The organism is Hymenobacter bucti (assembly GCF_042681145.1).
GTDB lineage: Bacteria > Bacteroidota > Bacteroidia > Cytophagales > Hymenobacteraceae > Hymenobacter > Hymenobacter bucti.
Genome location: NZ_JBHUFD010000006.1, coordinates 192,594 through 212,982, shown reverse-complemented (window position 1 = coordinate 212,982; position 20,389 = coordinate 192,594). Strand labels below are relative to the sequence as shown.

Annotated in this window: 11 protein-coding genes; all 11 read right to left on the bottom strand. The window is 59.8% G+C overall.

All coding sequences use genetic code 11. The annotated features are described in order from the left end of the window. Positions 1–47: 47 nt before the first annotated feature. Entirely contained in the window at positions 48–2,336 is a 2,289-nt protein-coding gene (locus ACFSDX_RS17285) for a family 20 glycosylhydrolase (protein WP_382315785.1), read from the bottom strand. Between the two features lie 22 nt (positions 2,337–2,358). After that, complete coding sequence (locus tag ACFSDX_RS17280) at positions 2,359–5,013, bottom strand: glycosyl hydrolase 2 galactose-binding domain-containing protein (protein ID WP_382315783.1); 2,655 nt, start codon at positions 5,011–5,013, stop codon at positions 2,359–2,361. Between the two features lie 83 nt (positions 5,014–5,096). Beyond that, positions 5,097–6,386 (bottom strand): sugar MFS transporter, encoded by a 1,290-nt coding sequence (locus ACFSDX_RS17275; protein ID WP_382315781.1) that lies wholly within the window; start codon positions 6,384–6,386, stop codon positions 5,097–5,099. A 108-nt stretch (positions 6,387–6,494) separates the two neighbouring features. After that, the gene (locus tag ACFSDX_RS17270) at positions 6,495–8,795 is read right to left on the bottom strand and encodes a glycoside hydrolase family 20 protein (protein WP_382315779.1); all 2,301 of its coding nucleotides are present in this window, start codon (positions 8,793–8,795) and stop codon (positions 6,495–6,497) included. A 32-nt stretch (positions 8,796–8,827) separates the two neighbouring features. Then, positions 8,828–9,712 carry an ROK family protein gene (locus tag ACFSDX_RS17265; RefSeq protein WP_382315777.1) on the bottom strand — a complete coding sequence of 295 codons (885 nt, stop codon included), beginning with the start codon at positions 9,710–9,712 and terminating at the stop codon, positions 8,828–8,830. 67 nt (positions 9,713–9,779) lie between these two features. Further along, entirely contained in the window at positions 9,780–11,723 is a 1,944-nt protein-coding gene (gene nagB / locus ACFSDX_RS17260) for a glucosamine-6-phosphate deaminase (RefSeq protein WP_382315775.1), read from the bottom strand. A gap of 106 nt (positions 11,724–11,829) precedes the next feature. Beyond that, positions 11,830–13,080, bottom strand: a complete 1,251-nt coding sequence (locus ACFSDX_RS17255; RefSeq protein WP_382315773.1) for an ROK family transcriptional regulator — start codon at positions 13,078–13,080, stop codon at positions 11,830–11,832. 158 nt (positions 13,081–13,238) lie between these two features. Beyond that, positions 13,239–14,273: a sialidase family protein gene (locus ACFSDX_RS17250; protein WP_382315772.1), complete on the bottom strand. Its 1,035-nt coding sequence runs from the start codon at positions 14,271–14,273 to the stop codon at positions 13,239–13,241. 83 nt (positions 14,274–14,356) lie between these two features. Continuing rightward, positions 14,357–16,744 (bottom strand): glycoside hydrolase family 3 N-terminal domain-containing protein, encoded by a 2,388-nt coding sequence (locus ACFSDX_RS17245; protein WP_382315770.1) that lies wholly within the window; start codon positions 16,742–16,744, stop codon positions 14,357–14,359. Between the two features lie 154 nt (positions 16,745–16,898). Beyond that, positions 16,899–18,761 (bottom strand): glycoside hydrolase family 35 protein, encoded by a 1,863-nt coding sequence (locus ACFSDX_RS17240; protein WP_382315768.1) that lies wholly within the window; start codon positions 18,759–18,761, stop codon positions 16,899–16,901. A gap of 175 nt (positions 18,762–18,936) precedes the next feature. Then, the gene (locus ACFSDX_RS17235) at positions 18,937–20,373 is read right to left on the bottom strand and encodes an alpha-L-fucosidase (protein WP_382315766.1); all 1,437 of its coding nucleotides are present in this window, start codon (positions 20,371–20,373) and stop codon (positions 18,937–18,939) included. Positions 20,374–20,389 lie beyond the last annotated feature (16 nt).

Sequence of the window (20,389 nt, the reverse complement as noted above, 5' to 3'; positions counted from 1 at the left end):
AAGCGGGGTGGGAAACAAGCAAGGGCTAGTAGGCAGATTATAAGGTGCTAATGTCGCAGCCAGCCGGCCGGTATGGGTTGCGGCGGACTGCCATTGAGACTGTATTGCAGCAGCAGCGTGTAGCCGCCGCCACCCTCCACAAAGTCGAGCGCGAACGGCTGTAACCCTTTGCCTAGGGCTACTTGGCCGCTCTTTTCGATGGCCGAATGCAGGCCGCCGTTGTCAACTACCAGGCGGTCGGCGATGCGCAGGATACCGCCGTCGTCGCAAGTCAGATAAAAAGTATAGATGCCCGTTTCGGGCACGTCGAGGTACCCGCGGAACTGTACGCCGAACTTATCAGTTTCGGCCTGCTTGGGCACAGCTATGGCATTTACCACGGCGCTGCCTTTGGCCGTGGCCTGCTGCATGGCGGCCGACTTCGGGAAGTAGCCGTCGAAGTAGCTAGCCGTCAGGCCAGCGGCCGCTTGCGCATGCACCGGCTCGGCGTAATTCTGCTGTTTGTAATTGATGGTGTAGGTATCGCCCTTTAGGCCCTCGGGGGTGTAAGCGGCCAGCTTCACCGTAGTCGGCTGGCTGATAGGCAGGGGCTTATCTAGTACCGGGGAGGCCGGGGTAGGCGCGCTGCCATCGGTGGTGTAGCGCAGGCTGAGGTTAGCCAGCGGTTTTTGCACCGCCAGGGTAGTGCTGGTAGTGAAAACGCTCTCCTCCGCAAAGCCACTCAGGTCAGGCACGCGGTAGTGCACCCCCAGCTGGGCCAGCCGGGCGTAGTGCTGCTTCAGCCGTTGCAGATACCCCGCGTAGTTAGGCTTGTTGGTCCAAACTACTTCGGCTAGGGCCGTCAGGCGGGGCGCTACCATGTAGTCGGCGCGGTTCTCCGTAGGCACTGTTTCAGTCCAGAGGTTGGCCTGAGCCCCTAGGATGGCCTTGGCTTCCTTGGCGCTCAGCCCCGCGGGCGTAACTGCAAAGTGATAGACTTTGTCAATCGAATTTTTATCGGGCAGGTAGTCGAAATACAGCGGGTTATTGGTGGTCATGATGACCTGGTTGCCGTTGCGGGCGGCGCGGGCGGGCGCATCGGGCACCCAGCTGCGCCAGTACATGACGGTGGTGGCCGCGTCTACGCCGCCGTCGAGCACCTCGTCCCAGCCAATCATTTTCTTGCCCTTGCTCTGCAAAAACCGCTCGATGCGGCGCACAAAATAGCTTTGCAGCCCATTCACATCCTTGATGCCTTCGCGCTGCATCAGCTCGGTGCAGGCGCTGGCCTGGGCCCAGGTGGTTTTCTCCACCTCATCGGCCCCGATGTGCACGTAGCGGCTCGGGAAGAGGGCGGCCACCTCGCTCAGCACGTTTTCGGCAAACTCGTAGGTGCTCTCGTTGCAGGGGCACAGCGGCACCGAAAACTCCTTGCCCCACGTGGCGCTGCCCGTGCAGCTCAGGGTAGGGTAGGCGCGCAGGGCCGCCATCATGTGGCCGGGCATGTCCACTTCCGGAATGACCTCGATGTGCCGCGCCGCCGCAAAGGCCACGATGTCGCGCAGTTGCTGCTGGGTGTAGAAGCCGCCGTATTCGGTGTGGCCGTTGCGCTGCCGCAGGTGCTTGGGGTCCAGCGCAAAATCGGGGTTATCCTTCGACTTTCGGATGCAAGACGAATCCTGGTTATTGAGCTGCCGCCAGGCCCCTAGGGTCGTCAGCTCAGGGTATTTCTTGATTTCGATGCGCCAGCCCTGGTCGTCGGTCAGGTGCAGGTGCAGCTTGTTGAATTTGTAGAGCGCCAGCAGGTCGATGTACTTTTTGAGGTACTCGACCGAGAAAAAATGGCGGGCTACGTCGAGGTGCATGCCGCGCCAGGCGTAGGCGGGCTGGTCCTGAATCTGCACGGCGGGGAGCCGCAGCGGCGGCGCCTTGCCCGACTTTTCGATGGTGGGCGGCAGCAGCTGCCGGATGGTTTGCACGGCCCGGAACATGCCCGCCGGCTCCTTGGCCGCCAGCGTCACGCGCTGGGGCGTGATGGTCAGGCGGTAGCCTTCGGGCGCCGTAATGGCTGGGTCGTACACCAGCGCAATGCTGTTGGCCGCGGCCAGCTTGGTTGTAGTCAGCGGCTTACCTAGGCCGTGGGCGAGCAAGCTTTGCAGCTGCTGCGCTTCCGACGCGAACTTGGCCCCGCTGGGCTGCGCCAGGCGGGTAGCTGCCGTGACGACGAAGCTGCCCCGCGCCGGCACCAGCGAAGTCGGGTACGGAATCAGCGCGTACTCATTGCCCACCGACTGCGCGCCCGCCGCCCGCCCCAGGAGCAGGTATCCAAGTAAGCAGACGAGCGTTTTAGTGGACATGAGGTGCTTGTTACTAGGCTAATTATTTGCCGGTAATATGAATCAATTGCTTGGCCACGTTCCAGCCTTCCACCGAAACCTGCGGCGCGGGCACGTCCGCGGAGGGCGTGTAGTCGAGCACCACAGTTTTGCTTTCGCCGGGCAGCACCGACACGTAATTGTCGCTGTAAAACACGGGCAGAATGCGCTTCTGCGTGCTGGGATTTACTAAAGACAAGCGGTTGAAGAAAGCCACCGGCGCGTTAGCCGGGTTAGCGAGCGTGACTTCTATTTTGCCGGGTGCCGCTTGGCGGGCGGTTAGCCTAGGGGCCGTTTTGGCCATGCTCTTCAGACCTGAATACTCACCTTTAGCATCAGGCAGCCAGTAGAAATTATTGCTGATGACCTTCTTATCAAAGTCTTGCAATTGTAACGACAGGAACATGCCCTGCTGCATCCCCAGCCGCTTCACGAGCGCGTTGATGGGCAGGTAGCGCTTCGACGACGAGGGGTTGATTTCGACGATTACTTGCGTGACGGGCGTCTTCTTGCCAGCCATGTCGTAGGCGTCCACCACCAGCATCATGTCGCGCTTCACCTCGAATGAGTTATTGACGAGCGTCACCATGCTGTCCACCGGGTTGTACATCACGTGCAGGGGCTCGCTGCCGCTGCGCAGGCCGTAGAGGCAGGCGTTAGGGTCGAGGTAATAGTCGTACATCTGGCCGCGCAGGGAGGTCCAGGGGTTCTGGGTTTTCCAGATGATGCTGCCGGTGTACCAGTCCCACATGTGCGAGCTGAAGCCTTCCATGAGCGCGCGGTACTGGTCATAGTTGACGAGCTGAGCCTTCAGGCCGAAGTCTTGCGCTGTTTTGGGGGCGCCGTAGGGCAGTAGGTACTGCTCGTAGCTGATGTAGGTGTGGTAGGTCCACATCGAGTCGACCTGCTCGGTGGGCTTGCTGGTGGGGCCTAGGTAGCGCGGCGGCGTTTGGTTGGCGGTCGGTAGAAAGCGTTCCAGCGACTCCATATCGCCCACGCCCACCGAGCCTACTTCCGAGTTGAAGGGGAACGTGCGGTGCCCCCAAAACTGGCTAATGGGCTGAATGCCGTAGGGCCCGTCGCCGTTGCCGCCCAGGTTGTTGTAGGACATGCTGTCGGCGTTGGAGAATGGAATAAACCACCGCGTGCCATCGAGCCGGGGCAGGAGGGTGTCCTGCATCGCGGCCAGAATATCCTTGGGCGGCGTGATTTCGTTACCGCCGCACCAGATGGCCAGCGAGGGGTAGTTGCGCACCATCTTCACCTGGTCGGCCACCGAGTTCACGAATAGCCGGTGGTCGTTGGGGTACTTGCGGCGGGTGTACTGGTCCTCTAGCTTCTGGGGGTCTACCCAGCGGCCGTTGGCGTCACCGCTCATCCAGAAGTCCTGCATCAAGAGCATGCCGTACTTATCGCAGGCCTCGTAAAACTCGGGCCGCTCGACCAGCGCGCCGCCCCAAACCCGGATGAGGTTCAAATTCATATCGCGGTGAAACCGGATTTCGGCATCGTAGCGCGCCTTCGTGAAGCGCAGCATGGCATCTGAGATAATCCAGTTGCCACCCTTGATGAATACCTTTTGGCCATTGAGCAGCACCTGCATGCTCTCGGTTTTGGCATTCCACTGGTGGCCGATTTCGCGCACGCCCACTTGCAGATTTTCCTCGTCCGACACCGTTTTGCCGCCCACCAGAAATTGCATTTGCAGCGGGTAGAGGTTTTGCGGGCCGTAGCCATTGGGCCACCACAGCTTAGGATTTTGTAGGGTGAGCGCAGGCAGGCTCACTTGCCGGGTGGTGCGGGCGGGCACCGTCACGGCTTGCTTCACTACTTGGCCCCCTAGGGTGTACTGCACCACGCCGGCCACTGGTTTGGCGGTGGGGTTTTCCAACTCGGCCGTTACCTGAATGGTGGCGGGTTGCTGGGCACCTTTGGGCTGGCGCACGCCGGGCACGCGGGTTACTACATGCGGGTTTTTGAGGTTGACCTGCTTAGTTTTCTCAATCGTCACCTTGTCCCAGATGCCGGTGTTACGGTCCCGGATGGGCCGAATCCAGTCCCAACCCGCGGTGTACTGAATAGATACGTTGCGGGCAATAGTACCATCGCCGCCCTGGCCGCCGTTGGGGTTGCCCACCGGGTCGGGCGGGTACACCACCACGGCCAGGCGGTTGCGGCCGCCTTTGGCCAGATAGGATGTGATATTGTAGGCCTGGCGCAGGAACATGCCGTGGTGCGTCTGCTTGTTGAGCTTCTGCCCATTTAAGTACACCTCGCAGCTGTAGTTCACGCCCCGGAAGTGCAGCCACACCTGGTCGTCGCCCGCGGCAGCAGCTTCCTGGAAGTCCTTGACAAACCAGTAAGTGTAGTAGTCGCGCCCGGTGCGGTAGATGTCCGGAATGCGCTCGTTGTTCATCCCGAAGAAAGGGTCGGGTACCTGCTTATTCACCAGCTGGGTGGTGAGCACCGTGCCCGGCACCACGGCTGGCTGCCAGCCCGTAAGCGCGTAGCCCGGCTGCGAAAGCTGCGGCCCGGTGGCCTTTACTTTGCCGATAGGCAGGCCCTGCCAGCCCGAGTTTAGCTCGTAGCGTTGCTGGGCGGCCACCGGGTACGCGCCGACCAGGGTGAGCAATAAAAGCAGGTAGCGAAACTTTGTCATTCGAAAGGAAAACCTAAATCTCAGTGTCTTAAATTTTAAGCCGTCATGCGTCGCTGCGCGTTGCATAATGGGCAAGCCAGTACCTAGGCGCGCCGGGCCTTGTGCCCCGCCACGCCGTAGAACAGCAAAAACAAGTAGCACGGAATGACCAGCCAGTAAGCATGTTGCGCCGTAAAGCGGTCAACTAACAACCCATAAATCAGCGACAGTACCGCGCCACCGGCAATGGCCATGATGAGTAGCGATGAGCCTAGTTTGGTGAAGCGCCCTAGCCCCGCAATGGCGAGTGGCCAGATGGCTGGGAAGATGAGAGAGTTGGCTAGGCCCAGTAAAATGATGAATAATACGGATGTGAAGCCGCTAGTAAAGATGGCTCCTATAGCAAAAAGGCCCCCAGCTACTGCCGAAACTTGCAGTGCTCTCTCTTGTGAGAGATACTTAGGTATGGCCACGATTCCGATGGCATATCCTAAAATCATGGCAAATAAGACGCAGCTTGCTAGATACTTAGCGCTACTGAATGCAATGCCTTGTGCTGTGCCGTAGCTGATGATTGTGTCGACAGCAATGACTTCCACGCCTACGTAGAAGAACATGGCCAGCGCTCCTAGCAGCAAGTGGGAAAAGTGAAAAATGCTAGATTTGCCAGTATTAGCGGCTGCTACGGCTTCATCTTCGTGGTCAGTGTCAATTTCGGGTAGCGATGAGAAATAAATAAGCCCAGCCAACAGCGCCAATACTGCTATTATGAGCAGGTAAGGAATAATTACGCGAGCAGCCAGTGTATCAAGCTCAGCAGCTTTCGCGGCGGCCCCTAAGGTTCCTAGGCGCTTCACTAAGGCGTCAGCGTCTTTTAGGGCTACGGCTCCTAAGGCGATTGGCGCTATCATGCCAGCTACCTTATTGCAGATTCCCATGACACTGATGCGCTTCGCAGCGCTTTCGCGTGGTCCTAGAATGGTGATGTAAGGATTGGCTGCTGTTTGGAGCAGTGTCAGGCCAGTGGCTTGCACAAACAAGCCTAATAAAAACAAGCTGTAAGTACGCGTGAGCGCGGCCGGCACAAACAGCAGCGCTCCGACGCCCATCACTAGTAGCCCGACTGACATACCTTTCTTATACCCTACCTGTTTCAGCACCCAGGCCGATGGAATGGCCATCAGGTAGGAAACATAAAAGGCAAACGGAATTAGATAGGCCTCAAAATTGGTGAGCTCGCAGGAGATTTTCAGGTACGGAATCAGCACCGAGTTGAGCCAGGTGACGAAGCCGAAGATGAAAAACAGCGACCCGATGATGACAATCGACCGGTTTTGCTGGCTGGTGGCTGGGGGCGCCAGCGCGGCGCTGGTGGGGGAAGCTACGTTCGGCATGCTGTTCGGGATGAGGTAAAGCGAGGAGAGAGGGTAGGGGCGGGCAGTAGCACGGACTTTCAGTCCGCAAGTCGATAGCGCTTGGTACTCGCGGACTAAAAGTCCGCGTTACTGCACCACCAACTCGTCGGCAAACAGCCAGGTGTCGGGCGCCTGCGGGCTGGTGCCCGCGGCCGGGGGCTGGGCGTTTTTAGCCGTGACGCGGATGAAGCGGGCTTTCGTCTTTTTCCAGTCGGCCTTTACTTCGCTGATGCCGGTGCCGGGCTGGGCGGCGGCCACGGGTGTCGAATACACCGTTTTGTAGGTGCGGCCATCTATCGAGACGGCTACTTCCAGCGTAGTTGGTAATAGTATTTTATCTTCCGGCTTCTGTAAAAAGGTGCTGCGCACGGCGCTGATTTCCGCAGCTTTTTTTAGGTCGAGCGTAGCCACTAGGTCGCTGCCCAAAAAGCCGAGCCAGTGCCCGTCGGTGTGGCTGAGCGAGCCTTTCAGGCCATCGACCAGCGTGAGCGGGCCGGTGCCCCGGTAATTCTTATGAGGCTCGCTGGCCAGCTTGGTAGGGGTCGCAAACGCTTTGTGCGCCAGTACCTGCGTAGTGGTCATCTTGCCCGCCGGCTGCCCGTTTTCGAAGGAAGCCGCCTTAACCACGGCCGAGCTGGTAAGGGCAAATGGCGCGGTGTAGGTGGGGGAGGAGAGGGTCGGCGCGGCGCCGTCGAGGGTGTAGTGTATCTGCGGGCCGGTGGCATCGAGTAGCAGGCTCACTACGTCGGCGCCCTTGGTGGTGTCGGGCACGAACTGCTGGCGCACGTTGAAGGCGCTCTTGGCGTAGTTGGCCCCTAGGGCGGCAAAACGCTGGTATTGCGGCTGCATGCGCACCTTAAAGCTCTCCCAATTTTTGAGGTTGGCGGGCGTCCAGAGCACTTCGGCTAGGGCCGATAGGCGGGGTAGCACCATGTACTCGACCTGCTGCTCGGTCGGGATGTACTCGGTCCAGAGGTTCGCCTGCGCGCCGATGACATACTTGCGCTCGGCGGCGGTCAGTTCGGGGGGCGTGGGCTCGAAGGAATAGACTTTTTCCAGCGGTAGGTAGCCGCCGATGCTGAGCGGCTCCAGGCTAGGGTCGCCCTGGGCGTGGTCGAAGTACACAAACTCGCCGGGCGTCATTACGACCTGGTGCTTCTGCTTGGCGGCGGCAATGCCGCCTTCCATGCCGCGCCACGACATCACGGCGGCGTTCGGGGCCAGGCCGCCCTCCAGGATTTCATCCCAGCCGATGATGGTTTTGCCCTTGCCGTTCATGAATTTCTCCATGCGCTGCACGAAGTAGCTCTGCAGTTCGTGCTCGTCCTGGAGGTGTTCGGCCTTGATGCGGGCCTGGCACTTGGGGCAGGTTTTCCAGCGGGTTTTGGGCGCCTCATCGCCGCCGATGTGCACGATTTTGCTCGGAAACAAGGGCATCACCTCCGTCAGCACGTCTTGCAAGAAGGCGAACGTCTGCTCGTTGCCGGCGCAAAAAATGTCGTCGTACACGCCCCAGGTCTGCCCCACTTTAAACGGGCCACCGGTGCACGACAGCTCGGGGTAGGCCGTGAGCGCCGCCAGCGCGTGGCCGGGCATCTCGATTTCGGGCACCACCGTGATGTAGCGGTCCTGGGCGTACTTAACTACTTCTTTTATTTGTTCTTGGGTGTAGAAGCCGCCGTAGCGCACGTTGTCGTAGCGCGGCACTTTCTCGCCGTAGTGCCCAATGAGCGTGCCCTCGCGGTAGCCGCCCACGGTGGTCAGCTTGGGGTATTTCTTGATTTCGATGCGCCAGCCCTGGTCGTCCGTGAGGTGCCAGTGGAAGGTGTTCATCTTGTGCAGCGCCAGGTAGTTGATGTACTTCTTCACGAAATCGGTCGAGAAGAAGTGGCGGCTCACGTCGAGGTGCATGCCGCGCCAGTTGTAGCGCGGCTTATCCACTATTTCCAGCGCGGGTAGGCTGGCGCCCGCTGTGCGCTGCGCGGGCAGCAATTGCCGGATAGTTTGGGTACCTAGGTACAGCCCCTGCGGCTGGTTGGCGGCCAGCACCACCTGCGCCGTCTGCACGCTGAGCGTGTAGCCCTCGGCCCCTAGGGTATCGGCAGGGGCTGTGATTTTCAAATAGATGGACCCGGCCGGCTGCTTGCCCGGCGCGGCCGCCACCACGGGCGGTTGCACGCCGGTAGCGCGCATGACTTCATGGCTCAACGACTGCCCAATGCGGCGCAGTTCGTCGTTCTTGGGGCCAACGTAAATCTTGGTGTTGGGGGTAATGGCGAAGCTGCCAGTGCCCGGCGTGAGCCGCACGGGCTGCGGAATAACCGCAATAGTACTTTGGCTAGGCGGGGCCTGCTGGCCGTAAGCGGTTGCCCAACAACCTAGGCTCATTAGGGCCGTCACGGAGGCTAACAATTTCCTTTTCATAGCGCTAGTTCCGTATGCGGGTGGGAGGTAGGGGTCTGCTTCATGTGGCAGAGAGCCGCCGCGCCCAGCACGGCCGCGTTGCCAATGAGCGAAGGCGCTACTACCAGACGGTCAGTTACCTGGCGAAACGGAAAAGCTTCTAAGCTTTCGTACAAACCATCGCGGAAAAAACTGTATCCCTGGCTCACCGAGCCACCCAGGAAGATAGCCTCCGGCGAGAGCGCGTACAGGATGATGTGCAGCGCCTGCCCTAGGTGCCGGCCAAACTCGGTATACACGGCCAGCGCCTCGGTATCGCCTTGCTGGGCGAGGGCGTGCCACGCAGCGCCCGGCCGGCTCGTGCGCTGCCCAAAAAACTTGCCGCTGCAATAGTCCTCAATCGTCTTGTCGAGGTACGGAATCATCCCAAATTCGCCGGCGCTCGAAAGCGTACCTGAATAAAGCTGGTGGTTGATGATGATACCCGCCCCCAGCCCCGTGCCGAGCGCCAGGCCCACTAGGTTGGCGTAGGGCTTGCCCTGGCCGTACATCTTCTCGCCGATGGCAAACGCGTTGGCATCGTTAGTGAGGTACACTGGCTGCTCGAAGTGGCCGCCTAGGTACCGTTTCAGGTGCACTTCGCGCCACGAGGGGATATTCTGCACGTTGTGCACGATGCCTTCTTCCTCATCGACCAAACCCGGCACGCCGATGCCGATGCCCGCCACGTCGGCCGTCACCAGCGGGGCTAGGTGGTGCACCAACTCGACTAAAATCTGCTCCTTAGAGGCGTTGGCGGCAGTCTCGAAACGGACTTCCTGAATCAGTTCGCCATCTTGCACGACGCCAACCTGAACCTTCGTCCCGCCAATATCAACGCCTAGGTACTTGCTGCTGCTCATGTGGTTTCAACGTGCGTGCACTCTGCCTCGTCCTTAGCAGAAATTTGAAAAAGTCCTGCGAATCAACCTAGAACTTCCAGCGCACGAAGGCCTCCATGGCCTCGTAGTTGGCCATGCCCAGGCGGTCGTATTGCTGGGCCGTTTCGCGGTTGCGGTGCTCGGCCCGCACCCAGAACTCGCGCGAATCGTCGCCGGGGAATACCGGCGTGTCTTTCTGGCTCTGGTGCTTGAAAATGGCGTTGCGCTTGCGCAGCACCTCCTGCGGCGAGAGCGGCACGGCCATCTCAATCTCGTAGGGCTTGAACTCGTGCCACGCGCCGCGGTACATCCACACCCAGCAGTCCTCGACCCAAGCCTCGGTTTCGCGCAGGCGCCGCAGCGACTCGGTCACGATATTGAAGCACACCAAGTGCGTGCCGTTGGGGTCGGCAAAGTCACCGGCCACGAACACCTGCTGCGGCTTCACCTGCTGCAACAGCGCCATCGTCAGCTCGATGTCCTTATCCGTGACCGAGAGCTTCGCCGTGCGGCCCGACTCGTAAAACGGTAGTGCCTGGAAGTGAATGTGGTCGTCGGAGAGGCCCGCGTAGCGCGCCCCCGCAATGGCTTCGCTCTTGCGGATAAAGCTTTTTACGTTGCGAATCTCTTGGGTATCAGGCTGGTTGGGCTGCTTGTGCTGAATGAACTGGCGCATATCCTCGTACACCGCCTTCAGCTGGTTGGTATCCTTGCCTAGGCTGCCCTCAAAGTCGACGGCGAACTCCATGTAGCGCAGCACGTCATCGTCCCACACCGCCGTGTTGCCCGAGGTTTGGTAGGCCACATGCACGTCGTGCCCTTGGTCGATGAGGCGAATAAACGTGCCGCCCATCGAAATCACATCGTCGTCGGGGTGGGGCGAAAACACGATGGCGCGCTTCTTCTCGGGCAGCGCCCGCTCGGGGCGCTGCGAGTCGTCGGCCCCCGGCTTGCCGCCCGGCCACCCCGTAATGGTGTGCTGGAGCTTGTTGAAAATGTGGATGTTAATGTTGTAGGCCGGGCCGCGCTCGGTGGCCAGCTGGGCCATGCCGTTAGCGTTGTAGTCCTCGTCGGTCAGCTTCAGAATGGGCTTATTCAGCGTATTCGAAAGCCAGATAACGGCCTTTTTGATGAGCATATCATCCCACTCGCAGTCCTTCACCAGCCAGGGCTTGTCGAAGCGCGTGAGCTCGGCGGCGGCGTCCTCATCCAGCACAAACTCCACGTTATCAGCCAGCTGGAGGTAGGTGGCGGGCACTTCGCTCGACACCTCGCCCTCCACGGCCTTTTTCACAATGGGCGCCTTTTTGCCGCTCCAGGCCAGCAGCACTATCTCGTGGGCCTTGAAAATGGTGCCGATGCCCATCGTAATTGCCTTGGTCGGCACGTTTTCCTTGCCGCCAAAGTCGCGCGAGGCGTCGCGGCGGGTCAGGTCATCAAGCGTCACCAGGCGCGTGCCCGAGTTGGGGGCCGAGCCTGGCTCGTTGAAGCCCACGTGGCCCGTGCGCCCGATGCCCAGCAGCTGCAAATCGAGCCCGCCGTGCGCTTCTATCTGGCGCTCGTAATTGAGGCAGAAAGCGGCCACCTCATCGGGGGCCAGCGTACCATCCGGAATGTGAACATTCTCCTGCTCGATGTCGATGTGGTCAAACAGGTTTTCGTTCATGAACGTCACGTAGCTCTGCGGCGACGTGGGGTGCATGGGGTAGTACTCGTCTAGGTTGAACGTCACCACGTTCTGAAAGCTCAGGCCTTCCTCGCGGTGCAGGCGCACGAGCTCCTCGTATACGCCCACCGGCGTAGCGCCCGTGGCCAGGCCCAGTACCGCTTTTTCGCCCCGCGCCTGCTTGTCCCTAATCAGGTCGGCGATGCGCTCGGCCACCTTCACGGAGGCCACCTGCTTGTTGCGGTAAACGGTCACCGGCAGCTTTTCAAAGCGTGTCTCCTCCAGGAGATTCAGTCGGGTCATGATGGGTAGCGTGACGTTCTGCATAGCGCTGAGGCTTAGTAGGTTGCGGAAGTGCTAAAGTGGATGAGGCAAAACAAAGCGAACGGGGCAACTACACGCGGCCCCCGCGGGCCCACGGAGCCTAGGCGGCTCAGGCTAGCTCGAGGTAGCTTTCGAAGATATTTTCCATCACGGTGGCTACCGAGCCCAGTATCACGGCATTACTACCTAATTCTGACACCACCAGGCTGGTTTTTTCGCGCAGCTGGGCCATGCAGTAGGTGTTGATGGCCTGCTGAATGTTAGGCAAAATGAACTGCTTGGCCGGCGCCACCGCGCCCCCCAAGATGATGAGCTCGGGGTTGAAAAGCTGGGTCAGAATCGCGATGCCCTTCCCTAGGTTGGTGCCAACTTCGGCCAGGATATTAATGGCAAACTGGTCGCCGTGGTGGGCGGCTTCGTACACGTGCTCGGGCGTTAATTGGGCCATTTGCGCGGCCGGTAGCTGGCTCAGCATGGTGTGCTGCCCCGCCCGGATGCCGGCCGTGGCTATCCGCACAATGGCGCTGCCCGAGGCCACCGTTTCGAGGCAGCCGCGCTTGCCGCAGTGGCACAGCGCGCCCCCATCCACGAGCGGAACGTGGCCAAACTCGCCGGCGAAGCCCGAGGCGCCGCTCCGCAACTTGCCGTCCAGTATCACGCCCATGCCAATGCCCCAGTCCATGGACAGCACCAGCACGTCGCGCAGGCCGTGGGCCAGGCCAAAGCGGTACTCGGCCAGGGCCGCGCTCTTGGCGTCGTTTTGCAGAAAAACCGGCTTGCCAAACTGCTGCTCCAGAAGCTGTTGCAACGACTCGGGCTGGCCGGCCGTGAGCAGGTAGGTGTGGTTGTTGCCTTCTTTCGAATCGACCAGGCCCGGCATGCTAATGCCCACGCCCACCAATTTCTTCCGTTCGATTCCCGACTCCTCTAGCAGCGCCTGGGCGTGCTCGTGCAGCTGCGTGAGCGCCCCTAGGTCGGGCGTGAGCTCGATAGCGAAGGTATGTACGCCGCTGATAATATGGTTGTTATTATCAAAGATGGCCATCCGCGTCTTGAACTGCTCCATGTGGATGCTCAGCACAAACAGCGACCCGTCGCACAGCCCGTAGAGCTCGGGCTTGCGGCCCCCCAGCGACTTGCCCCGGCCTTGCTTCTCCACCAGCCCTTCGGCCACCAGCTCGTTAAGAATAGCGATGGACGTGGGCGAGCTGATGTTGAAGCGCGTGCAAATATCAGCGTTCGTTTTAGCCCCTTTCACATACAAATGCTTAACAATCTTAAGCTTTTGGATGTGCTTGCGCCGCTCAACGTTATTGAGCCGCGCAAGGTGAGTTTCCTCCAGGGCTAATAATGAACTCATAGGGAGGGAGCTTATATTTTTTTGTAAATAAAGTTATCTTTTTCTTGAAGTCCAAGGACTTTTATAAAAATTTAGTAAAAGTGTACCCTAAAGCATAAAAAAATGAGGGAATGAACACGCGTTCATTCCCTCATACTTAACTATTCTCAGGCAGAATGCTATTTTTTCTGTAGCACTACGTGCTTGATGTTCTTGCGATTGTAGGTATAAGTGATGTGCACCTGCCCATTTTGACCCTCAATAATAGCGGGGTAGCTATACTCTTCGGTTGAGCCGTCTTCCAGCACGGCTATGTCGTGCCAATTCTGGCCATCGGCCGATTGGGCCACCCGCAGCTTGCCGCGGCCATCGGCCCAGTCTTTACCCGGCAGGGCGGGGTTGTACACGAGTAGTTGCGCGCCACTTTTCAGCGTCACGGCATCGGTGCCAGAATTAGGATTCAGCAGGTTCGTTTGCGACAGCTTGCCCCAGCTCGCGCCGCCATCCGTGGACCACGCCTGCGCAATGCGCCCCTGCTTGCTGCGGCACAGCAGCTGTAAGCGCCCAGCCGGGTACGCTAGGATACTGGGCTGAATAACATCAAGTTCCGAGGTAGCATCAATCGGGATGAGCTGCCAGGTTTTCCCTAGGTCGGTAGATTTTTCGAGGTGAGCCCGCCAGCGGCCAGCCTCTTCCTCCACGCTCGACGGGGCTAGGATGGTCCCATTGGCCAGCTGCACTGGCTTGTTTTTGATGGGCCCCAGGATGCCCGGCGGCAGCCGCTGCGCGGCCGACCACTTGCGGCCGCCATCCGCCGAGGATTTTACCATACCCCACCACTCGCGGGGGTTAGGCCCCACTTTGTAGAACAGGAGCAGGTCACCCCCGCGAACTTTGAATAGCACTGGGTTCCAGGCGGGGTAGCGCAACGTGTCATTCACCACGCCATCGGCCACGTTTTTTGGTTGCGAAACGCCTTGTTTATCAACCGTGGCGAGCCAAATGGCAACATCCGGCTTGCTCTCCTGCGTGCCCCCAAAGCAGGCTACCAAGAATTTGTCCTTGGCCACTTCTACCAGCGTAGAGGCGTGGCACTGCTGGAAAGGCGCCGCCGTAAAAAGCAGCTCTTGCTTAGCGATGGCCCACTGTTGCTGAGCCATTGCGGGCAGGCAGCACCCTAGCGCAAGCACCGCGAATAGGAGGCTTTTCTTCATAAAGCTGGCTACCTAGGAAGGATAATAATTGGAGTAAAAGCAGCGGGCAGCACCGACCAAACCCGCGAACAAAATGGCTTGAATTACTGGGCTTTTTCCACCGCCTGGTTCACTTTGAACTGCGCTTTTAACCGGATGTCTTCCGACGAAGCCCCTAGGTGCACTGTGAAAGTGCCGGGCTCCACTACCCATTTCAGGCCGCTGTTCAGCAGCATTAGGTCGTCGGCCGTTAGCTCCAGGGTTACTTCCTGCTGCTCGCCGGCTTTCAGCGACAGGCGCTGAAACTTTTTGAGCTGCTTGGCCGGGGTTACGACCGAGCTGACATCATCGCCTAGGTAAAGCTGCGCGACTTCGTCGCCCGCCCGCGAGCTAGTGTTTTTGACTTTAAACCGCACCTTTATTTGCACCGCGCCCGGCGTTTCGGCCGCGCTTACATGCAAGTCGGAGTACTCGAACTTACTGTAGCTCAGACCGTGACCGAAGCTGTAGAGTGGCTTGTTATTGACCTCGACATAGTCGTGTGGAGTAGGGCGCTTGGCGTTGTAGTACACCGGCAGCTGGCCCACGCTCTTGGGCACCGAGATGGGTAGGCGGCCGGCCGGGTTGTAGTCGCCAAACAGCACGTCGGCCACCGCGTTGCCACCCTCCTGGCCGGGGTACCAGGCATCGAGCAGGGCCGGCACGTGGACTGCCATCCAGTTGAGATTCAAGGGGCGGCCCTTGATGAGCACCACCACTACTGGCGTGCCGGTGGCCACTACCGCTTGCAGCAACTCCTGCTGCTTGCCCAGTAGGTCGAGGGTGGCGCGGTCGTAGCCTTCGCCGCTTTCCATGTCGCTGATAACCTGCCCGCCCGCGGCGGCCGTGACGGTGGCCGCGCCCGTGCTCTGATACTCTGTTTTGAAGTCGCGGGCGCTGGAGCCACCCAGTACCACAATGGCTACCTGCGCGTTACGGGCCGCCGCCACGGCTTCGGCAATGTTAGCACTGGTGGTATCCCGAATGGCGCAGCCCTTCACGTACGTCACCTGCGTGGCGGCCGAAACTTTTGCCTTGATGCCTTCCAGCACCGTCACCACGTTGCTTTCGGGCTGGGGCGCGGTGTAGTCGCCGAGCTGGTTGTATATGTTATCGGCGTTGGGGCCGATAACGGCGATGCGCTGCAACGTTTTAGTCAGCGGCAGCAGGTCCTTTTCGTTCTTCAGCAGTACCACCGACTCGCGCGCTACCTGCCGCGCTAGCTGCACGTTGGCTGGCGTTTTCACCAGTTTGGCGGCCTTGCTAGGGTCCACGTAAGGGTTTTCAAATAGCCCCATCTCAAACTTTACCCGCAGCACGCGGCCCACGGCGCGGTCCAGCACCTCGGGTGCAACTAGCTTCTGCTTAACAGCTTCTAGCAGCTCCTTATCGTAGCCGTAGCCACTCAGGTCGTCGTCGAGGCCTGCGTTAATGGCCAGCGCCGCCGCCTCGGGCGGCGTGGCGGCTACGCGATGGTTGGTGGCCAGGCCCGTAATGCTGCCTAGGTCCGATACCGTGAAGCCCTGGAAGCCCCACTGCTTGCGCAGCACGTCGGTGAGCAGGTACGTATTAGCCGAGCACGGCACCCCGTCGATGGAATTGTAGGCCGTCATGATGGACTGCGCCCCGGCCTTGACCGCTGCCCGGAAGGGGGGGAGGAAACTCTGAAATAGCTCGCGCTGACCCGTGCTGATGCTGCCGCCGTTGTGGCCGCCCTCGGGCACGCCGTAGGCTGTGAAGTGCTTGAGGGTGGAGACGATATTGACGCCGCTCTTGAGGCTGCTACCCTGGAAGCCCTGCACCATGGCCACGCCCATCTGGCTGTTGAGCACGGGGTCTTCGCCGTAGGTTTCCTCGACCCGCGACCAGCGGGGCTCGCGGGCCAGGTCCAGCACCGGGCCGTAGCCAATGTGCGCGCCCTGCACCCGCGCCTCGGTGGCGATGGTAGCCGCCATGCGCTTAATCAGGGCCGGGTCCCAGGTGCTGCTTTGCCCGATGGAGGTCGGAAAAACCGTGGTGCCGATGGCCATGTGGCCGTGCGGGCACTCCTCGGCCAGCAGCAGTGGGATGTGCAGCCTCGTGTGCTCCACGGCGTATTTCTGCAAGGCGTTAGTGGCTTCGGCGGCTAGCTTGGGATTCAGACCCGTGAGTAGCGTTTTCTTGGTCCAGGGGTCGGCGCGCAGGGTAGCCCACAGCGCGCCGACGTAGCGCTCATCTACCGCCTTTTTGTACGCTGTGCTGTAGTTAACCTTCTGACCGTCTTTCTGGTACATTTCCCACCCTAGGAGCGTCGAGAGCTGCCCCACCTTTTCTTCCACCGTCATCCGGCCCAACAAGTCCTGCACGCGGGCCTCGGTAGTTGCCTGGCGGTTTTGGTAAAGCGGCTTGCTCGACTGGGCGTAGGTGGCAGTGGCGCCGAGCAGGCATAGGCTAAGCGCTAGGTAATTAGGCATGGATGAGGGATAATGAATAGAGAGAGTGTAGCTTGGACTTTGTAGTCCGAGCGCTCGCGCAGCGAGCATCTGGCACCTAAGTAATTTGGTGATGGCCAGGCAAACGCGGATGCGAACTACGCTCGCGCTCGGACTACAAAGTCCAAGCTACTGGCTACTGCGCGTCTTCCAGAATCGGCTTGTCGGTGGTTTTTAGCTCTTTGTGCAGCACGTCGTTTTGCTGTTCCAGCACCACCACGGCGTTTTTGCCTTTGGCCAGCCAGCAGCCGGGCACGTACAGCGTTTGCTGCGGGCCGATTTTCCAGTAACGCCCTAGGTTATGGCCATTGACGAAGACAATGCCCTTGCCCCAGCTGCGCATGTCCAGGAAGGTATCGCCGGTTTGCTTTACTTCGAAGAAGCCAGTGTAGAGCGTGGGCTTGCCTTCCTTGTTTTTGGCCGGGTACTTGGCTAGGTCGGGTACCCGGTCGAAGGGTAGCTTGTACATGTTCCAATTGCCCGTGACCTCGGCGCCGTTGAGCACGATGGGCGAGATGATACCCTTGGTATTGTGCACGATATCAGCGCCATAGTTGATGCGGCCCATGTTCTCGACCAGTAGCTCCAGGGTCGCGTTGAAGGGAATCTGCACGTCCAGCTCGTACTTGTTTTGCTGGCGGTTCAGCTCGCCCACCAGCTTGCCATTGACATACACCGTGGCGTAGTCGCGCAGGCCTTTCACCTCAAGCTTGCCCTGCGCCGGCTGCGTGAAGCGCTTGCTGTACAGCACGTAGCCGTGGCTCTGGCCTAGGTCCTCAAACGACAGCGGTGTATCGTTAGAAACGGGCTTCAAGTCACGTTTCAAGTCAAATAATTCGACCGCCTTGCTGAGCGCGATGGGCGGCAGGGTAATGACCGGTATCGGCGCCGGTACCGCGGGCACCGGGTACTTCACGTAGCGCTTCATCAGCTCGCGGATGGCGGTGTACTTGGGCGTCACGTGCCCCGCTTCGCTGATGGGCGCGTCGTAGTCGTAGCTCGTGATATCGGGCTGAATATTGTGCTCTTCGTTGTAATTCGCGCCCGCCGTAAAGCCGAAGTTGGTGCCCCCGTGCACCATGTAGAAGTTGAAGCTTACGTCGTTTTTAAGGTAGGTTTCGACCTGCTTGGTCACCTGCTCGGTGCTGACGCGCGTGAAGGGCTCACCCCAGTGGTCGAGCCAGCCGGGGTAGTATTCGGCCACCATGTAGGGGCCTTGGCCATCGTGGTACTGGTTTACGGACTTTTTCAGGCGCTCCACATTGTCCTCGCCGTTGGCGGTGGGGAGGGTGCTGGGCGTGGCGCCGCCCTCAAACAGCGTGGAGGCATCGGACGTGAAGAACGGCCCCTCGAAGCCGGCCGCCGCCAACTGCTGCTTGATGGCGGCGTTGTACTTGCGGTGCTCGGCCAGCGGCACGTCGGGGCGCTGCGACACGTAGGACCCGAACTCGTTCTCGACCTGGGTCATAATCACCGGCCCGCCGTGGCTCACCTGGTAGCTTTTTACCTGCCCGGCCAGCTTGCGCAAATACACGTTGCACGAGTCGAGAAACGGCTGGTTATTAGCCCGAATAACCAGGTTCTTATTCTGCTGGAGCCACCAGGGGTAGCCCCCAAACTCCCACTCGGCGCAGGCGTAGGGCCCCGGCCGCAGGATAACGAACAAGCCTTCCTCCTGGGCCGTTTTCAGGAACTCGGGCAGGTTGTGGCTGCCGGTTTTGAAGTCCCACGTGCCCGGCGTGGGGTGGTGGTAGTTCCAGAATACGTAGGTAGCTACTGTGTTGAGGCCCATGGCCTTCATCATCTTCAGGCGGTGCCGCCAGTACTCCTTGGGCACCCGGGCGTAGTGCATTTCACCCGAATGAATCTGGGTGGGCTGGCCGTCGTAGCGAAACTGCCCGTCCTTGATTTCAAACGTGTGCTTTTGCTGCGCCTGGGCGGTGAGGCCGGTTGCCAGCAGCAAGCCCAGGTAGCCTTTACTAAAGGAGGATTGGAACATGAAAGTCAACTTGAAAAGCGTAGCAAGCGGATGTATCTAACTGTCATGCTGAGCTTGTCGAAGCATCTCTACCGCACCGTTGGACGGTCTGGATGAAGCGGTAGAGATGCTTCGGCTGCGCTCAGCATGACAGTCTACTTGGGTCTCAATTATTTACTATGGCCGCCCTAGGGGCTTACTCAGCCGTAAAAACGAAGGCCAGAGCCGGGTAAGCACCTACCTGCTTGGCTAGGCCGGCGGGCAGCGTCAGCGTTACTTTATTGCCCGTGGCGGTCCATTTTACCGGTTTGCCGGTTTGCAGCAGTGTGAGGCTGCTGCCTTTCTTGGGCACGTTGCCGGTCCAGGAAAGCGTGGCCGGGGCCGCCTGGTTTTCGGGTAGGCAGGCGATGGCGTAGCGAGTGCCTTTTTTGCCCTGCGTGAAGTAGGTGCTGCCATCCTGGAAGAGAGGCGTGGCGCGGGTGCTGTAGATAGCGGCGCCGTTCACGTCCAGCCACTTACCGATGGCGGTGAGGCGCGTCACGGCTTCTTGGTCCAGGGTGCCGTCGGGCTTGGGGCCGACCCCTAGGAGCAGGCTGCCGCCCTTGGCCACTACCTCGACCAGCGAGTGGATAATCTTGGTGGGCGATTTGTACGTGTCGTTGGGTACGTAGCCCCAGTTGTTGGCCAGGGTCAGGCAGCTTTCCCAGGGGTTAGCGAGCTGGTGGTCAGGCACTTTTTGCTCGGGGGTCTGGTAGTTTTCGTAGGGGCCGTGCACGGTACGGTCTACCATCAGCAGGCCGGGCTGGGCCTGGCGGGCCATCGTGGCGATGCGCGGCATGTTCACATCCTGGCTAAACTCCGGGATGGGGGCGCCCCAGGAGCGCACTTCGGCGTTCACGGTTTCCTTGGGCCGCACCCAGCCGCCGTCGAGCCACAGAATATCCATACTCCCGTAATTGTGCATCAGCTCACTTATCTGGTTGTAAGTGAAGTCCTGATACTTTTTCCAGCGCCACGGATACTTCTTGATGTCGTAGTTGACGTTGCGGTTGGGCGTGGCATATTTCGACCACCAAAAGTCCTGCGAGTGCCAGTCGGGCTTCGAGAAATAGGCCCCAATCATGAAGCCTTCCTTGCGGAACGCATCGAACACGTACTTGGCCACGTCGGCCTTGGGGTTGCTCTTGAACGGGCCATTGCTAATCTTAAAATCCGACTGCTTGGTGTCGAACATGTTGTAGCCATCGTGGTGCTTGGTCGTGAACACCAGGTAGCGCATACCCGCCTTTTTGGCCACGCTGGCCCACTGCTCAGGGTTGAAATTCACCGGGTTAAACTGCTTGCTATAGTCCCAGTACCGCCGCTTGTAGTCTTCGTAGGCGATGGTGCTGTCGCGCTCAATCCAGTCCTCCGAGCAGATGGTCCACGACTCGATGATGCCCGGGATGGCGTACAAACCCCAGTGCAGGATGAGGCCGAATTTCTGGTCGCGCCATTTGTCCAGTTTCTGCACCACCAGCGGGTCGGTGGGGGCTTCGTACTCGGTCGATTGCTGGTGCACGCCCTGCTGGGCATAGGCGGGTAGGGCGCTAGCCGCCGCGAGGAGAGCTAGGGCCAGGGTTGCTTTCTTCATGTATAATAGACTGTTA